Below are 18,336 nucleotides of genomic sequence, written 5' to 3' on the forward strand. Positions count from 1 at the left end.
TTTAATAGGGATCGCCCCTTGAGACCTAAGGGGTTTTACATATATTTTTTAAAAGTACACATTTTCAGACAAAGTACGTGAACTGACTCCCCAATTAAAACAGTTTATTTTATATACCTATCTATTTAGAGCGAATCTACAATAATTTTCTATTCGTCTTTGCATTTGCACAAAATCGGTTTTGACACCTCAAAACCCATCATATAAATACAATAAATTAAGTCGTTCCACCTTCTAAAAGTTTAACAGGCAGATATGTCTCTAACGGAAAATTGTTAAATTCACCTTCAATTTGTTTTAATAAAATATCAATTGCTGACTTGGCAATTAAATCAATTGGTTGTTGTATGGTTGTCAATTCTGGCAGTAAAACTTGAACTGCTTCTGTTCCATCATAACCGACAACTTTTAATTGCGTTGGTATCTCTTTTCCGCGTTTTTTAGATTCAGCTATAACAGACGCCGCGATTAAATCATCACTTGCAAAGATCCCATCTACTTCTGGATGTTCATCAAAAAGCTTAGAGATTACTTCTTTATGACTTTGAAGAGGTGAAACTTCATATGTAATTGGAAGTCTACCCTGTTCCTTCATAACATCCTCATACGCTTTTCTTCTTAAGTTTGCTGGTGTTTGCAGCTCAATTGGTCCATTTATATGAACGATATACTGACAGCCTTTCAATATTAATAATTCTGTAGCTTCTTTCCCTCCGCTATAATTGTCAGAGCCAACAACAGGGATGTTTTTCGATAAGTAGTGGTCAATTGCCACGACAGAAAGATTCTGCTTCTCATAATTTAGTATACCTCGGTTATATGTCACAACGACTACTCCATCTACTTGATTACGTATGAGCATCTCTAAATATTTTTCTTCTTTATCTATGCGGTTTAAGCTGTTACAAAGTAACAATTTATAGCCTAATGAAGCACAGATACTTTCAATATGAAAGGTAAGTTCACCGTAAAATGGGTTACTTGAGTTTGGGATAATTAGTCCTATTAAATTAGTTCGTTTATTAAATAAAGAACGGGCTAAATCGTTTGGAAAATAATTAATCTCTTCCATCGCTTTATAAACTTTTTCTTTTGTTTTTTCACTTATGTAACCGCGGTTATTTAATACACGGGAAACTGTTGTTGATGAAACACCTGCTATTTTTGCCACATCGTGAATGTTAGGCTTCATTTCATGTCCTCCTACCTCATTAAGAAACATCCATTATTATTTAAAATGAAGTTTCATGTTTTTGTCCATTGACTGGAAACTGAGACTTTTTGAGTTGGTTCACAGAGTTATTAAACATTGGCATCAATATTTTATAAAGAGCGAAGGTTATAAAAATGAAAATCCATAATTAACTGTTTAATAGCATATCATAAACTGTCACCTACTAGGAAAACCCTATAATAAAATAATTTCAGATTAGTCTGATCACGCACCTATTTTAGAGAAAAGCACTACTAGGTGCAAGAGTTAGAGACTTACATGAATTTAATGTCTGACTTTTCAAAAAAATGACTGTCAACCGGTTGACATATGTAACCGGTTGACATAAACTACTGTTGAAAGCGCTTTTATAAGTTTTTTAAAAGATATGAGGAGGGAGTGAAAGGTATGAAGAAATGGCTACTTGTAAGTATATCTTTATTACTGATGTTTGCTGCGGTGGGCTGCAGCAAAAGCGAAAGCGTAAATAGTGATGGTAAAAAGACGGTTACGATGTGGGTGCACATATCTGATGAAAATGAAGAAGGAAAAGTGTATAAAAAACGGGTAGAAGCCTTCAATAAGAATTATGCTCCTGACAATATCAAAGCTAAAATTGAATTTATTCCACGTAGCGGAAATGGCGGTGGTTATGAAGACAAAGTAAACGCGGCCCTTACAACCAGCACGTTGCCGGATGTTATTACTTTGGATGGCCCCAATACAGCTGCTTACGCGAAATCTGGTGTCATTGCACCATTGGATGAGTATGTAAAAGATCAAGAGGATTTGCTGCCAAGTATTAAGCAACAAGGAACTTATAAAGACAAGCTGTATGCAATTGGTGTTAGTGAATCATCTGTTGGGATTTACTACAATAAAAGGATGTTACAAGAAGCGGGCGTCGATTTGAATACGCTGCCAACAGTTGATAATCCATGGACATGGGACCAATTCCTTGCTCTTTGTAAAACGTTGAAAGATAAATACGACAAACCAGCTATTGATATGCAATTACAGTCTAAAGACGAAATGTTGACGTATGCGCTAACTCCGTTTGTCTGGTCAGCTGATGGGGATATCATCTCGAAAGATGGAAAGAAGGCAGAAGGTGTCTTCAATAAAAAACCTACTGTTGAAGCGTTGACATTTATTCAAACTATGTTGAAAGAAGGTTATACGACACGAACACCAGTCAAACAAGCGTTTGAAACGGAAAAATATCCAATGAAGTTTAGTGGAGTATGGACTGTAACTGATATGAAAACAAACTACCAAAAGGTAGATTATGGCGTTATCCCATATCCTGTATCACCAAAAACAAAGAAACTAGTTTCTCCTTCAGGTAGTTGGCAATTTGCGATGACACAAACGTCCGAAAATAAAGAATGGGCTGCAAAATTAGTCGATTGGATGACAAACAAAGATTCGAATGTGGAACTGAGCCGTACGATTGCAGCACTGCCAGTCCGATATTCTTCTGAAAAAGTGATGGCAAAAGAGTTCTCAGATCAAATGAATGTCTTCTTGAAACAATTGAAAGAAACAGGACACGCACGACCCGTTACACCGGCTTATCCGCAAGTAACGCGTGCTTTCCAACAAACAATCGATGACATCAGCTTCTATGATCAAAATAAAGATATCCAAAAAGTATTGGATACACATGCGAAAGAAATGCAATCAGCTATCGATAAGGCCAATTAGAAGGAGGAGCTATGAGTAAAATTGGATGGAAAGAAAATAGGAGTGTCTATACATTTCTGAGACCAGAGGAAAGAACCAAGAATAAAACTCGGTGGAAAGAAAATGTAGTAGCATATACGTTTTTGGGACCGGCGTTGTTACTTTTATCGATGTTCCTTGTTATTCCGTCTATTATGTCAGTCTATTATTCGTTTACGGATTACTATTTATTGACACCAGATATGCGTAAATTTGTCGGATTGGACAATTTCATCAATCTATTCCAAGACCCAATTTTTCTGAAAAGCTTGGTGAACACACTGGAATTTGTCGTTTGGGTGATTCCGTTACAGATAGGGGCAGCTCTTGGGCTTGCCCTCCTGTTAAATAAACAACGTAAAGCAAACACGTTTTTTAAAGTAGCTTACTTTAGTCCAGTTGTCATGTCACTTGTCGTTATCTCTGTTCTATGGTTGTATTTGTTGAATCCAAATGAAGGGATTATTAATAACGTACTCACATACTTCGGCATTTCAGCGCAACCGTTTTTGACAAGTCCCAAGCAGGCGATATTTACAATTGTTGTGGTTTCAGCTTGGCAAGGAGCCGGCTTTCAGATGCTGATTTTTCTAGCAGGACTGCAGAATATTCCCGGTGATGTTTATGAGGCGGCACAGTTAGACGGAATAAATAAATGGCAACGTTTCATGTACATTACGTTACCTTTGTTGAAACCAACTTCAATTTTTATATTTATTACCACATTAATTGGCGCATTCAAGCTGTTGGTTCAACCAATGGTTATGACGCAAGGCGGACCAGTGAATTCCACCATGACGGTTGTCTATTATATTTATCAAACTGGTTTTACGGACCGTATGGTTGGTTATGCCAGTTCAATTGCTCTCTTGTTTGGGACGATTATCGGATTGGTTACGATTACGCAGCGTAAACTGGTGAAGGAGGATGAAGATTGATGAGACGGAAATTCGGGCCTCTAACAATTTTAGAATACATATGCCTGGTTTTGCTCGCGGTGCTATTTATTTTTCCGCTGTTTTGGATGGTCGCATCCTCGATGAAACCAGAAGCGGAAATTTATAACGATATGAGTAACATTAAGGCTTTTCTGCCATCATTTCATCCATCAGACTGGTTTGTATCCTATAAGCAAGTTCTGTTACGGTTTCATTTACTAGGTTATATAGGCAACAGTTTGTTTTATGGTTTGTGTGTAGCAGTTGGTTCCATAATTATCAATGGGATGGCGGGCTATGCATTTGCTAAACTTAATTTTAGTGGAAAAAAAGTGCTGTTTGGACTTTTATTGGCTATTTTGATTGTGCCATTTGAAACCATCTTAATCTCTCAATTTACCATTATTCATAGCATTGGATTAGTGGATACACGTCTTGCGGTTATTTTGCCAGCGTTGGCAGGGGCATTCAATATCTATTTGTTCCGGAACTTTTTTATGGCTATTCCAAAAGAGATTATTGAATCGGCTAAATTGGATGGGGCAAATACATGGCAAGTGTTCTGGCGGATCATGCTGCCGATGTCCAAACCGGCCGTTGCCACTGTTGGGACATTGGCTTTTATCGGAAGTTGGAATGACTACATCTGGCCTCTGATGGTCTTGACAGACAAGTCGAAATTTCCAATCCAGGTAGCGATTACAGCAATTAATAGTACAGATCCGGTTTATACTAACCAAGTCATGGCTGTTCTGACGATATCCACCGTTCCATTGATTATTATCTATATTGTGGCTCAACGTTATATTTTAGAGGGGATTGGTGGTTCAGGTACAGGCATTAAATAGAGAGTGTATCATCATTAACAACCATGTATGGACTTAAATTCACATTTCTGATTCTTCTTTTTCATATCGTTAACTAGTGATTCATTTCTTTTCACATGTCTAGTAAAAGGAGCAATTAAATTGGAAGTTTCAAAAATTCTGTATTGGAAGTTAAGTGCGTATTTTTTCTTTTTCTTTTTTACTTGGTCTTCAAGTTACTCTTTATTTTCCATTTGGTTAGGACAAGAAATAAATTTAAGTGGGGCAGCTACAGGTATTATCTTTTCTGTAAACGCTATCTTCGCCTTATGTATGCAGCCACTATATGGTTATATATCTGACAAAATAGGTTTAAAGAAAAAAATATTATCTTTCATTAGTTTGCTACTCGTATTTGTAGGACCATTTTATATTTTCATCTATGGACCATTATTAAAACACAATGTCTTTTGGGGCGCGATTGTTGGAGGAATCTATTTAGCCGTAGCTTTTCTAGCTGGTATTGGAGCGATTGAATCATATATTGAGAAGATTAGCCGTAAATATGATTTCGAATATGGAAAATCGAGAATGTGGGGATCTCTAGGGTGGGCGGCAGCTACATTTTTTGCAGGACAGCTGTTTAATATTAATCCAAATATCAATTTCTGGGTTGCATCTGTTTCAGCGATCATATTAGTGGCCATTATTATGTCTGTGAAAATAGAAATGACGGATCAAGAGATGAATAGAGCCGATTCTATTAAATTAAGAGACGTTGGACAACTTTTTTTATTAAAAGATTTCTGGTTTTTCATGATGTACATTATTGGGGTGACATGCGTCTACAGTGTTTATGATCAGCAATTCCCTCTTTATTACGCCTCATTATTTCCGACTGAATCGTTAGGCAATCAAGTATTCGGATATCTAAACTCGTTCCAAGTATTTTTAGAGGCCGGAATGATGTTTCTTGCTCCGTTTATCGTAAATAAGTTTGGTGTAAAGAATAGTTTAATTCTAGCAGGATTTTTAATGGCCTTCCGAATCATCGGTTCTGGAATTGTTGTTGGACCAATCGGAATTTCTTCGATGAAATTAATTCATGCCCTTGAATTGCCTATTATGCTAATTGCTATTTTTAAATATTTAGCAGCGAATTTCGATACCCGTCTATCTTCTGTGCTTTATCTAGTTGGTTTCCAATTTGCATCTCAGGTTGGTGCATCCATTCTTTCACCACTTGCAGGTGGATTATATGACAGTGTAGGATTTCGTAAAACCTATCTCATCATGGGAATCATGGTGTTTTGTTTTACCATTATTTCTATCTTTACTTTAAAAGGTTCTAAAAAAAGAAAAGGCTTAAATGGCAATCTGGAAAGGTTACGAAAGATAATATAGGAGGATGTTACGATGTTAACAATTAATAGAATTAAACAGGCTGAAGAGGCACTGAAGAATAACAAGAAAAAAATAAATGATCGTTATCGATTAGGTTACCATATCATGGCTCCAGCTAACTGGATGAATGACCCGAACGGTTTCGTGAAGTATAAAGGGGAATATCATGCATTTTATCAATGCCATCCATATGATGCAAATTGGGGACCTATGCATTGGGGCCATGTAAAAAGTAAAGATCTCGTTCATTGGGAACATTTGCCTGTTGCTTTAGCTCCCGGGGATGCTTGTGATACAGATGGATGTTTCTCAGGAAGTGCCGTTGATAATGATGGTGAGCTAACCCTGATCTATACAGGACATCACTATACAGACAAGGAAAAAGATCTCTTCTATCAAAATCAAAATATTGCGGTCAGTACGGATGGAATATCATTTGAGAAGGTTGGGGAAAATCCGGTTATTGCTAAACCACCAGTAGATAGTGCACATCACTTCCGTGATCCAAAGGTGTGGAGGCACAATGATACCTGGTACATGGTTTTAGGAAATTCGACGAAGGATAATGTCGGAAGAGTTATTTTATACCGTTCTTCAGATCTACTGAATTGGGAATACATTGGCGTTCTTGCACAAAGTGATGGATCCCTTGGATATATGTGGGAATGCCCGGACTTCTTTGAATTAGATGGAAAATATATTTTAATGATCTCTCCTCAAGGTATTAAATCAAATGGAGATTTATATAATAATCTATTCCAAACAGGTTATTTGGTTGGAGATTATAATTACGAAACAAACGAGTTTGTTCATGGATCATTTACTGAACTGGATAATGGACATGATTTTTATGCAGTTCAAACACTGTTAGATGATAAGGGGCGTCGAATTGCGATTGGTTGGATGGATATGTGGGAGTCAAACATGCCAACTAAAGCAGATGGATGGTGTGGAGCCTTAACATTGCCACGCGAAATAACGTTAGGGGATCATAACAAGATTTTAATGAATCCTGTTGAGGAATTAATCTTATTACGGGATTCTGAACACATTGAGTGTACAAATCAATCCATTTCTGAAAGCTATTTGATAGAAACGAAAGAGGATTTACTTGAAGTGAAAGCAGTGTTTGATTTAATTAATTGTAGCGCTCAATCTGTAGGTCTAAAGATTCGTGGAGTTAACCAAGAAGAAACAGTATTAACGTATCACTTAGATAAACAACAACTAACACTTGATTGCTCCAAGTCAGGAAAAGTGGAAGATGGTGTTAGAAGCACAATGCTTGAGACAAATAAAGAGCTTTCCCTGCGTGTATTTATTGATCGATCTTCCATTGAAATCTTTGCGAACGATGGACAAACGACCATGACAAGTCGAATCTATCCGAATGAAGATAGACTAGGAATTGAGTTATTTGCTGAGAAGGGTGATGTACAAGTCAAGGAAATAACCTATTGGAACCTGCAAGATATCTGGAAATAAAATAACAAGGAACAAGTGTCTACACACTTGTTCCTTGTTTAGGGGTGAAAACATTGAAAAAGGTTTTTTGTATTGGTGAGACATTAATCGATTTTATTCCGATTCAAAAAGAAAAATCTTTAAAAGAGGTTACTGGTTTTGAACGTGTTGCCGGTGGAGCTCCTATGAACGTTGCGATTGCAATTGCAAAATACGGTGGGAATTCCGTCATGCTGACCAAGATAGCTAATGATAATTTTGGTGATTATTTAGAGGGCATGCTTCGAGGAAATGATGTAGACACTTCCTATATTATTCGAAGTGATGAAGGTGAAACTGGATTAGCATTTGTATCTGTAGATAATTTCGGAGAAAGAAGTTTTAATTTTTACCGAAAGAATGCAGCTGATTTATTACTTTCACCAGATGAGGTGAAGTCAGAGTGGTTTAATCAAGGAGATCTTCTTCACTTTTGCTCAGTGGATTTAGTTGAAAGTCCAATGAAACAAACCCATATAAAAGTGATAGACAGATTTAATAAAATGGGTGGAATTGTAAGTTTTGACCCTAATGTCAGGCTTCCTTTATGGCCAGATGAAGAAAGCTGTCGGAGTACCATACTAAACTTCTTGCCTCTAGCGGATATTGTAAAAGTATCTGATGAAGAATTATATTTTATAACAAATATTCATACGGAAAAAGAAGCGATTGAATCCCTTTTTGTCGGTAACGTGAAAGTAGTCGTATATACAAAAGGAAGCGATGGCGCAAATATTTATTTGAAAAATGGAAAGGTATATGAAGACAAAGGATTTAAAGTAATTGTTTCGGATACAACAGGGGCAGGTGATGCATTTATCGGAGGTTTCTTATCCGAACTAGTGTCACTTGAAGTAACTAATGAAAATCTATGTGAAAGAGTGAGTGAAAATCATCAACGATTACTTACTTTTGCAAATGCAAGTGGAGCACTGACTGCTTCCGTAAAAGGGGCTATTCAGGAAGCACCCGGAAAACGCCATGTATTAAATTTTATTTCTACTCAACGGGAAACAACAAAGAGGGGGGAGAAAGAAATTTTGTAAAAAGTTTTAAAATCCCTTACTGTGTTCATTATTTATAAGGACAATCAATCTCTTATATAATTAAGATATGTGGAGACGTGGTGCGAGGAAGTTGCTTTTTCTCAGGAGAGGTTTGATTCGTCCCAGTATGATTATTGGAACTTTATAAAAGTCTTGGAAAATCGAGTGGATCTAAAAAAGTAGCTATCTGTGAGCATTATGAGATTGATGCATTAGCAGGTGTGGCCTCGTTTGTAGCGATCATTAACCGGCATTCCATCATTTTTTGTAACGATGAAGTTGATAAAGAAATATTGGATTACTTTTTATGACGATAGCTGGTGGTACAATTATTTCCAGTTTAGCTAGCGGAATGGTACTTAAACGGTTTGGAACTGGCAATGTCACATTTGTCAGTTGCTTACTGACTGCTGGTGCTTTGTTGGGATTTCATTTTGCTCCATCGCTTGTGTGGTTAATTGTATGTGCCATACCACTTGGATTAGGTGCAGGATCTGTTGATGCAGGATTAAACGATTATGTTGCTACACAGTATAAGGCACACCATATGAGTTGGTTACATTGTTTTTGGGGAGTCGGAGCCACTTTTGGTCCTATCATTATGGCTCAGTTTATCTCAGAACAAAATTCTTGGAGAAATGGATATCTTGCAATCTCTGTAATTCAGTTCACGTTAACTGTAATCCTTCTCTTCACTTTGCCCTTATGGAATAGAGTGAAAAAGAAAAGCAATATAACAATAAATGAAGAGCAGGAAGATTCAAAAGGTGTATTTTATAATGAAGATGCTAAACATGTAAAACCTTTACAAATTAAAGGAGTTAAACTGGCTCTGATCTCCTTCTTGTTTTATTGTGGGGTTGAATCAACAGTGGGTCTTTGGGGAAGTAGCTTTCTGGTAAATGTCAAGGAGTTACCCGTATCGGTTGCTGCACAATGGGTTTCCTTATATTACGCAGGGATAACAATGGGTAGATTTATTACAGGCTTCATTACCTTTAAAATGAGTAACCGTACTCTCATTCGGATGGGGCAAATAATAGCATTAGCTGGTGCCACACTTCTATTCCTACCATTGCCTTCCACTTTTTCGCTTGTAGGTTTTATTATGGTTGGACTGGGATTAGCACCGATATTTCCGTGTATGTTGCATGAAACTCCAACACGTTTTGGGAAGAAGCATTCCCAGACAATTATGGGTTATCAAATGGCTGTTGCTTATACAGGTAGTACTTTCATACCACCTCTTCTTGGCTTCATTGCATCTCATTCAACAATAGGAATCTTTCCATTGTGTATTGCTGTTTTTGTTGCAGCAATGCTCCTAAGTTCAGAAAAATTAAATACCTTACTGACAAAGAATGATTTATTAACGAGGAAAGATAAAAGCTCAAAAGCATTTTAAGCATCCTCGAAATCAATCATCTTACATCGATTACCACCGAAGTAGTAGAAGCTGCACGAAATAGCTTAGTGCTTGGACGTATATAATAAAGAAACCCAGCTATTCTACTCATGTGAAGATAGCTAGGTTTTTAAAGAGGATAATGGACTTGATTTAGGTTTATTAATGGAATTATTATTCACTAACACGATATCGGCCTTTTTTGCAGTTGATTTTTAATCTCATGTGCTGTTTTCTTGGTATTTATAAATATGGATTTGTCTTTTATCTCATATTACCGTTGGATTATCTTTAGCTCTACCTTTATTTTTGTTTTTTTGACATTCCTATATTAATAGAAAGATGGAGTATGAATTAGAAACTAAACATGTTACAGCTAAGATAAGTAAAAAGTTTATTCAAGTATTTGGTGCGATTCTGTATTGCGTTAGCTGATGATTGAAGCAGTCTTTAAGGCAGCATTTTTTATGCAACTATCGGGGCAGTAAGTTGAAAAAAAGACGCGATTTTGCTGGTGGTTACCCCTAATCCACATGTCGGTGGCTCTTTAAACAAACATTCTGCCGCCGTACGAGCATATCGCCAGGCTCTCCGGCTCACTACCCTATTTTTAGTCCGCCCATTCAACATCGGTCGTGAACACAATTGTTAACCATCGATCAGTACTTTCCTCGCCGATGGCATTACCGATTTCATCACGGATTGCGTCCCACTCTTCAAGGCATTTAGCCGGCCACCCGCCAGGCACAATAAAGTATAGTTCAATTTGTTTTCCCCGGCCAACCTTTGCGACGTAAGCTCGGTAAGAAACGAAGCCGTAGCGCTTCACAAAGTGCTGTGCGACCTCGTCCACATGCTGCTTGAGTGATTGAGGGGTGATCAGCAGGACATCCGCCAAGGCCCGCTTTACCGTTGAAATCGGCAGCGGAATAATTACCAAACAGATCAGTACAAGTACTGCAGGATCAATATAGGGTGTAAGCCATTCCAAATTCGTTCCTTCAAAAGCGTATCCGATGCAAAACGCGATCAAGAGCGCAGCGGTTATGCCACCGGTCATCATCCAGGCCTTAGCGTCAAGGGCAACAAAATCCGAGCTAAGTGTCTTGTTTAAGCGTGTTTCGAAAATCGCCATGGAACAGCATGCGATCATCGTCACAACGGCATAGACGATGGCGAACCCGAACTCGAGATTGCGGCCGCCCGTCATAAGACTACCAATTGCATTAATCAATGCATAAACGGCCGCCCCCATGAGCATGACACCGTTGAGACCAAGGACGATTGGCTCCAAGTGCCAAAATCCCATTGTGAAGCGTTCACTCAATTTACCATTCTGCCTATTCGGTGCAGTGGACGAGGTAATCAACTTTGAGACAATGAGCGCCAAGACGCTCATGATTGCATCGGTCAGAGAATAGAACCCATCAAAGGTGATAGAGAACGAACCTGATAGCAGGCCGAAAATGATCCCAAAGCAAGCAACGAAGATAGTAACGCCAATGGAGACTCGAAGTATTCTTTGTTCGGTATTCAATTTTTTTCCCCCTAGGATTGCAGCCAGAATAGCCGTAGTAGCGTTTCCTCTACTGGACGCCTACTTAAAGTGAAAACATCACCATTATCTGCTCTTTAATATAATCTCCCAACCTTTCAAGTATCATTTTTGTCTTAAGGTTCAGAGTTTATACACCCTAAAACTTTCGTGTTCTTGACTGGTTTTTGGTTTATAAAAATCGATTAGTCTAATTTGCCTCGAACAGAGATAACTTAAAACTACTTTAAATTTGATAAACGATGTGCAACCATTGATTTAACAGTGATGGTTAATTTTTCATACACAAATTATTACATAAGTGGACATAGAGTGGAAGAGTTGGTTGACTAAAAGGTACATGGTATGCAAAAAGTTCCTTGGAGCATTGAATTAGCTGAGCCTATGAAATTAAAAGACGAATTAATAAAAGGAGTTAAGGTATCATGAATGGAGTTTGATTTAACTCAAACTCCAGTTAAGGATCGTCAAGATTGCAATCTTGAAGTTGGCAATGAAATTTAAATACATTTAACTAAAACTAAGTAGGCGGGTGTGTCCTTTATTCTTTAGGTAAAAAGCTTCATATTACTAACTGTTCAAATTAGCGGTGCTCTACATTAATAACAGAGGTTGCATATGCAGCCTTTTTTTTCATATGGCAATAACGAGGCAGGTTCAAACAAGAGATTGAATCATTGTGAATAACTATGTGGGAGTGGATGCAAAGAGTATATTCTGAGTATCAGGTTACATTTACCTGGGCAATTTTGACGATAATGCTGAAGTGATCGGTGTATTCTGCATTGTTATGAATGCTAAATTGGATTAATGCTGTGGTACAAGAGTGATTTTTCTTTTTATTTGCTATCGTTATCGGTTGGAAGGCTATGTTAATTTTTCTATTCTCCTATGTAAAACGTCCTTTTAATCGGAATAAGAGGTGACAGGCATGGGGCCATCAGAAAGTAGAATGACCATATAGATAATTAATGGCGTTGTTCTGTATAATGCTGGCGGTACATCATGTAGGATATTTACCTGAGGTCACCCTCAAATAAAAATAGAATTACTTTGAGTAAGTTTTTGGGAGGATAAAATAGAATGGACACCACCTGGTTAAGGAAAAGTGGTGCTTTTTTTTGTAATAGGGGGTTAATCTCTGTCTTGTTTAGTTCAGTTCAATAGTGGATTAAAAGTACACGTTTATGAACGGGGATTTTTATAATGAAAAAGGTTTTATTTCAACGTTCGCTAAAGTCAAATACTTCTAAAACGTTCGACTTTGATTATATTGGCGAAAATCCGGTTGAATTCAAAAAGCTTGCATTATTTATTATTATTATTATAAAATACTTGTATACAAGTGTACTTGAACTCTATAAGAAGGTGAATTTATGGCTGAATCAAAGGAATTTCTTTATCCTGTAAAATGGCTTTCAAAAGCTTCAGCTGGCGATCGCGTTACATCCGAGCTTAGAATGCGTATTATTTCGGGGATGATTGAAAGCGGTGCCATCCTTTCTGAAAATAAATTAGCTGCTGATTTCGGTGTAAGCCGCTCACCCGTTCGTGAAGCGTTAAAAATACTGGCCTCTGAAAATATCATCCGATTAGAAAGAATGGGTGCGGTTGTCATTGGTTTAACAGAAAAAAAGTATGCAGAAATTTATGATGTACGTATTCTCATCGAAACGTTTGTATTTGAACGTCTAGTGAGGATGAACACGAATGAATTAGTAATGGAACTTAGTAAAATATTGGAAATGATGAAAGTGTCCATAAAATACCTGGATGCGGATGAGTTTTCCTATCAGGATGTTCTATTCCACGAAACGATCATTCGCTCCATCGATCATTCCTACATCCTGATGATCTGGGATAATTTAAAACCTGTAATGGAAAGTTTGATTCTTCTATCCATGCGCAGCCGTTTTAAAGAAAAGTATGAAGACTTTACACGGATCATAAATAATCATCAGCTGTATATTGATGCGATCAAAACAAAAGATCGAGACATCATGATTAAGTCGTTACATGAAAACTTTGATGATGTTCAAGGAAAAGTTGAAGACTTATGGATGGCTCAACAGATGCTTTCAAAAGGAGTCGAACAAGAAAATGACTAGCTATATGTTAGGAGTAGACATCGGTACAACAAGTACAAAAGCTGTATTATTCACGAAAAAAGGCGATGTCATCCAGCAAGAGAATATTGGCTATCCTCTTTACACACCGGATATGACAACGGCGGAACAAGACCCTGAGGAGATTTTCCAGGCTGTTCTGAAAGCCTTTTCAAATATAACGAAGCAGCATCCAGATAAAAAACCATCATTTATTTCATTTAGCAGTGCGATGCATAGTGTTATAGCTATGGATGAAAACGACCAGCCGCTAACCGCTTGCATCACTTGGGCAGATAATCGCAGTGAAGCTTGGGCCCATAAAATAAAGGATGAATTAGATGGGCATGAAGTTTACAAGCGAACCGGAACACCGATTCACCCGATGTCACCATTATCCAAGATTACCTGGATCGTGAATGATCACCCGGAGATCGCAACCAATGTTAAAAAGTATATCGGGATTAAAGAATATATCTTTAAAAAGTTCTTTGATCAATACGTTGTCGATTATTCCCTTGCTTCATCCATGGGCATGTTGAATCTCAAAAACTTGGATTGGGATGAGGAAGCCCTAAGAATTGCTGGAGTAACGCGTGATCAATTATCTGAACTCGTACCAACAACAAAGACCTTTAACAACTGTGACGCGGATTTAGCCAAACAGATCGGGATTGACCCAAAAACGCCATTTGTCATTGGGGCAAGTGATGGTGTCCTTTCAAATCTAGGTGTAAACGCTATCCGGAAAGGTGAAATCGCTGTCACGATCGGGACAAGCGGTGCGATTCGGACAATTATTGACGAACCGAAAACAGACGAAAAAGGAAGAATCTTTTGCTATGCCTTAACGGAAAAGCATTGGGTGATTGGCGGGCCGGTAAACAATGGGGGGATGGTCCTTCGCTGGATTCGCGATGAATTTGCTTCTTCCGAGGTGGAAACAGCTAAAAGACTCGGAATCGACGCTTATGAAGTCTTGACCAAGATTGCCGAACGGGTAAGACCGGGCGCTGATGGATTGTTATTCCATCCATATCTTGCAGGTGAACGTGCACCATTATGGAATCCGGACGTAAGGGGTTCATTTTTCGGATTAACGCTGTCGCATAAGAAAGAACATATGATTCGAGCGGCTCTAGAGGGAGTCATTTACAATTTATACACCGTATTTTTGGCCTTAACCGAATGCATGGACGGTCCCGTGACCCGAATTCAAGCTACGGGAGGCTTCGCAAGGTCGGCTGTTTGGCGGCAAATGATGTCCGATATCTTCGAATCGGAAGTCGTGGTTCCAGAAAGCTACGAAAGTTCGTGCCTGGGTGCTTGTATATTAGGGTTATATGCAACTGGGGAAATTGATTCCTTCGAAGTGGTTTCTGAAATGATAGGCAATACCCACAAGCACACACCGAAAGCCGATTCTGTAAATGAATACAGGCAGCTGCTGCCGATTTTCATTAACCTATCAAGGGTATTGGAAAACGAATATACACAGATTGCGAATTATCAAAGAAACTTAATAAATGCTGCAAAGTAAAGACATGGGGGGATTACAATGCCATTAGTCATTGTCGCTTTAGGAATTGTCGCATTATTAATTTTAATAATGGGCTTAAAATTAAACACCTTTATTTCCTTGATCATTGTATCGTTTGGAGTGGCTTTAGCACTTGGGATGCCGCTTGACGGAATTGTCAAAACCATTGAAGCTGGATTAGGCGGAACACTCGGCCACTTAGCGTTAATCTTTGGACTTGGGGCGATGTTAGGTAAGTTGATCGCAGATTCGGGCGGAGCGCAGCGCATTGCCATGACCCTTGTTAAGAAATTCGGTGAAAAGAATATTCAATGGGCAGTCGTGGTAGCATCATTCATTATCGGTATCGCATTATTTTTTGAAGTGGGATTAGTATTATTGATTCCAATCGTATTTGCGATTTCAAGAGAATTAAAAGTTTCGATATTGTATCTTGGCATTCCAATGGTGGCGGCATTATCCGTAACACACGGTTTCTTACCGCCGCACCCAGGACCAACCGTCATCGCTGGTGAATATGGCGCAGACATTGGTCAGGTTTTACTTTACGGCTTCATCATTGCGGTTCCAACCGTTATTTTAGCTGGACCGATATTTACGAAGATAGCTAAAAGATTAGTACCTGAATCATTTACGAAAACAGGCAGCATTGCCTCATTAGGGGAACAAAAATCTTTTAAACTTGAAGAAACACCTGGATTTGGAATCAGTGTATTTACTGCATTACTTCCGGTTATATTAATGTCAATTGCTACAATCATCACTTTGATGCAAAAAACGATGGGATTTGAAGATAATGGTTTACTGGCCGCTATCCGTTTTATTGGTGAAGCCGGTACTTCCATGTTGCTTTCCTTATTATTTGCGGTCTATTCAATGGGAGTGGCAAGAAAGATTCCAATGAAGGATATTATGGAATCTTGTACATCAGCGATCCTGAATATCGGAATGATGCTCTTGATCATTGGTGGCGGCGGAGCCTTCAAACAAGTATTGATCGATGGCGGTGTAGGTGACTATGTAGCTGAATTATTCAAAGGAACATCATTATCACCAATCCTGCTTGCCTGGATCATCGCGGCAATCCTGCGTATTTCATTGGGATCTGCTACAGTTGCTGCCTTGACGACAGCTGGTTTGGTTATTCCGATGTTAGGTCAGACGGACGTTAACCTTGCTCTGGTCGTACTTGCTACAGGAGCGGGAAGTTTAATCGCTTCACACGTTAACGATGCTGGTTTCTGGATGTTTAAAGAGTATTTTGGCTTAAGCATGAAAGAAACATTCGCAACATGGACTTTGCTTGAGACGATCATATCAGTGGCTGGATTAGGATTCATTCTATTACTAAGCTTATTTGTATAGGCTTTCCCGGCAGTAAATCCCCGACTTATGGCAGGGATTTACTGCCTATTATTCTTACATAAGAAGGAGCAGAAATAATGTTCAATACAATTGGTGTCATTGGTTTAGGGGTAATGGGCAGTAATATCGCGTTAAATATGGCTAATAAAGGGGAAAAAGTAGCTGTCTATAATTACACAAGAGATTTAACGGATCAGCTTGTTGCTGAATTGGACGGTCAGTCAATCCATCCGTATTACGAAATCCAAGATTTCGTTCAGTCACTGGAAACGCCAAGAAAGATTTTTCTGATGGTGACTGCGGGTAAAGCGATCGACTCGGTGATCACTTCATTACTTCCTCATCTTGAATCGGGCGATATTATCATGGACGGCGGTAACTCTCATTACGAAGATACTGAACGCAGATATGATGAATTGAAATCTAAAGGATTCAGTTATGTAGGAATTGGTATTTCCGGTGGGGAAGTCGGTGCGTTAAAAGGACCTTCAATCATGCCAGGAGGAGATAAGGACGCCTATGAAAAAGTGGCTCCAATCCTGACAAAAATCGCAGCCAAAGTAAATGATGCTCCTTGCTGTACCTATATCGGTCCAAAAGGGGCAGGTCATTTTGTGAAAATGGTACATAACGGGATTGAGTATGCAGATATGCAATTAATCGCCGAAGCATATACATTTTTAAGAGAAAAATTGCATTTAGAGGTTAATGAAATTGCTGACATCTTTGAAACATGGAATCAAGGCGAACTGAAAAGTTATTTAATCGAAATCACGGCCGAAATCTTAAGGAAAAAAGATGAAGTAACGGGCTTACCATTGATCGATGTGATTCTCGATAAAGCAGGACAAAAAGGCACAGGAAAATGGACCAGCATGCAAGCGATTGATAACGGAATACCAGCATCGATCATTACAGAGTCTTTGTTTGCGCGCTACATTTCCGCTCTAAAAGAAGAACGGGTTCATGCGGAAAACATTCTAACAGGGCCTGAGAACGTTCAGCAAAAATTAGATAAAAATGAGTGGATTGACTATATTAGGCAAGCATTATATATGGGAAAGGTTTGTGCATACGCGCAAGGTTTCACTCAATATAAAATGAGTTCTGAACTTAACGGCTGGGATTTGCCTTTGAAGGATATTGCGCTTATTTTCCGCGGCGGCTGCATCATTAGGGCAGAATTTTTAAACGTCATTAGCGAAGCCTATCAAGAGCAGCCAAATCTGGCCAATCTATTGATTTCACCATATTTCGCTGAAAAGGTTGCAAAGTACCAGGTGGGATTGCGAAAGGTAGTCTGTGAGGGGATAAATTCCGGCATCTCGTTTCCATGTTTAGGCTCTTCACTTACTTATTACGATAGTTATCGAACAGGCATCTCAAATGCTAACCTTTTGCAAGCACAACGTGATTATTTTGGTGCGCATACCTATGAACGACGTGATTTAGCAGGGGTTTTCCACACGAACTGGCAGTGATGGAAAGTGACAAAAGAAATAGTCATTTGTAATACCGTTCATGAAGTTGAAACAGGTATTTTACTTCAAAAAAGAGTTGCTTTGGCAGCTCTTTTTTTTGTATGTAACAAAAGGTGCAGCTAGTGGATAAAGGAATTTTAGTGAGGGAAAAAAGATTGATTGCGTTATTTCGAACCATAGGTGAACTTCAAAATGGAAAAAGTCTTGGTGGAAAAGATTGAGGGGCAACGAATAATATTTTTGGGGGAGG

The 18,336-nt window shown here is 38.6% G+C and carries 13 protein-coding genes; 11 read left to right on the forward strand and 2 right to left on the reverse strand.

Annotated elements, in window-relative coordinates; translation table 11 throughout:
- Positions 1–217: 217 nt before the first annotated feature.
- On the reverse strand, positions 218–1,192 hold the full coding sequence (locus AC0VX1_RS01870) for a LacI family DNA-binding transcriptional regulator (RefSeq protein WP_413005020.1): 975 nt from the start codon (positions 1,190–1,192) through the stop codon (positions 218–220).
- A gap of 429 nt (positions 1,193–1,621) precedes the next feature.
- Here AC0VX1_RS01870 and AC0VX1_RS01875 point away from each other — a divergent pair, with 429 nt between their 5' ends.
- The 7 genes from AC0VX1_RS01875 to AC0VX1_RS01905 all read left to right on the forward strand — a co-directional run bounded on the left by AC0VX1_RS01875 (position 1,622) and on the right by AC0VX1_RS01905 (position 10,040).
- The gene (locus tag AC0VX1_RS01875) at positions 1,622–2,920 is read left to right on the forward strand and encodes an ABC transporter substrate-binding protein (RefSeq protein ID WP_475469679.1); all 1,299 of its coding nucleotides are present in this window, start codon (positions 1,622–1,624) and stop codon (positions 2,918–2,920) included.
- Positions 2,921–2,931: 11 nt separating this feature from the next.
- Positions 2,932–3,876, forward strand: a complete 945-nt coding sequence (locus tag AC0VX1_RS01880) for a carbohydrate ABC transporter permease (protein WP_034306219.1) — start codon at positions 2,932–2,934, stop codon at positions 3,874–3,876.
- Positions 3,876–4,724, forward strand: a complete 849-nt coding sequence (locus tag AC0VX1_RS01885; protein ID WP_034306216.1) for a carbohydrate ABC transporter permease — start codon at positions 3,876–3,878, stop codon at positions 4,722–4,724. The genes AC0VX1_RS01880 and AC0VX1_RS01885 overlap by 1 nt, the downstream gene beginning before the upstream one ends.
- 120 nt (positions 4,725–4,844) lie before the next feature.
- Complete coding sequence (locus AC0VX1_RS01890) at positions 4,845–6,086, forward strand: MFS transporter (RefSeq protein WP_413024369.1); 1,242 nt, start codon at positions 4,845–4,847, stop codon at positions 6,084–6,086.
- Between the two features lie 21 nt (positions 6,087–6,107).
- Positions 6,108–7,571, forward strand: a complete 1,464-nt coding sequence (locus tag AC0VX1_RS01895) for a glycoside hydrolase family 32 protein (protein WP_475471681.1) — start codon at positions 6,108–6,110, stop codon at positions 7,569–7,571.
- A gap of 53 nt (positions 7,572–7,624) precedes the next feature.
- On the forward strand, positions 7,625–8,635 hold the full coding sequence (locus tag AC0VX1_RS01900) for a carbohydrate kinase family protein (RefSeq protein ID WP_475469680.1): 1,011 nt from the start codon (positions 7,625–7,627) through the stop codon (positions 8,633–8,635).
- 307 nt (positions 8,636–8,942) lie between these two features.
- Complete coding sequence (locus tag AC0VX1_RS01905; protein ID WP_475469681.1) at positions 8,943–10,040, forward strand: MFS transporter; 1,098 nt, start codon at positions 8,943–8,945, stop codon at positions 10,038–10,040.
- A 610-nt stretch (positions 10,041–10,650) separates the two neighbouring features.
- Here AC0VX1_RS01905 and AC0VX1_RS01910 read toward each other — a convergent pair.
- Positions 10,651–11,577: a cation diffusion facilitator family transporter gene (locus AC0VX1_RS01910; RefSeq protein ID WP_475469682.1), complete on the reverse strand. Its 927-nt coding sequence runs from the start codon at positions 11,575–11,577 to the stop codon at positions 10,651–10,653.
- Positions 11,578–12,971: 1,394 nt separating this feature from the next.
- On the opposite strand from AC0VX1_RS01910, the gene AC0VX1_RS01915 reads away from it, so the two are divergent.
- The 4 genes from AC0VX1_RS01915 (at position 12,972) to gnd (ending at position 18,086) form a co-directional block, all read left to right on the forward strand.
- Positions 12,972–13,703: a GntR family transcriptional regulator gene (locus tag AC0VX1_RS01915; RefSeq protein ID WP_048687535.1), complete on the forward strand. Its 732-nt coding sequence runs from the start codon at positions 12,972–12,974 to the stop codon at positions 13,701–13,703.
- Positions 13,696–15,240, forward strand: coding sequence for a gluconokinase (gene gntK, locus AC0VX1_RS01920; RefSeq protein ID WP_057276084.1), 1,545 nt, complete (start codon positions 13,696–13,698; stop codon positions 15,238–15,240). Before AC0VX1_RS01915 ends, gntK begins: the two co-directional genes overlap by 8 nt.
- 18 nt (positions 15,241–15,258) lie before the next feature.
- Positions 15,259–16,605 carry a GntP family permease gene (locus tag AC0VX1_RS01925; protein ID WP_475469683.1) on the forward strand — a complete coding sequence of 449 codons (1,347 nt, stop codon included), beginning with the start codon at positions 15,259–15,261 and terminating at the stop codon, positions 16,603–16,605.
- Between the two features lie 77 nt (positions 16,606–16,682).
- The gene (gene gnd / locus AC0VX1_RS01930; protein WP_239860029.1) at positions 16,683–18,086 is read left to right on the forward strand and encodes a decarboxylating NADP(+)-dependent phosphogluconate dehydrogenase; all 1,404 of its coding nucleotides are present in this window, start codon (positions 16,683–16,685) and stop codon (positions 18,084–18,086) included.
- Positions 18,087–18,336: the final 250 nt, after the last annotated feature.

It is taken from the genome of Peribacillus sp. QJM3NY_7 (assembly GCF_056173225.1).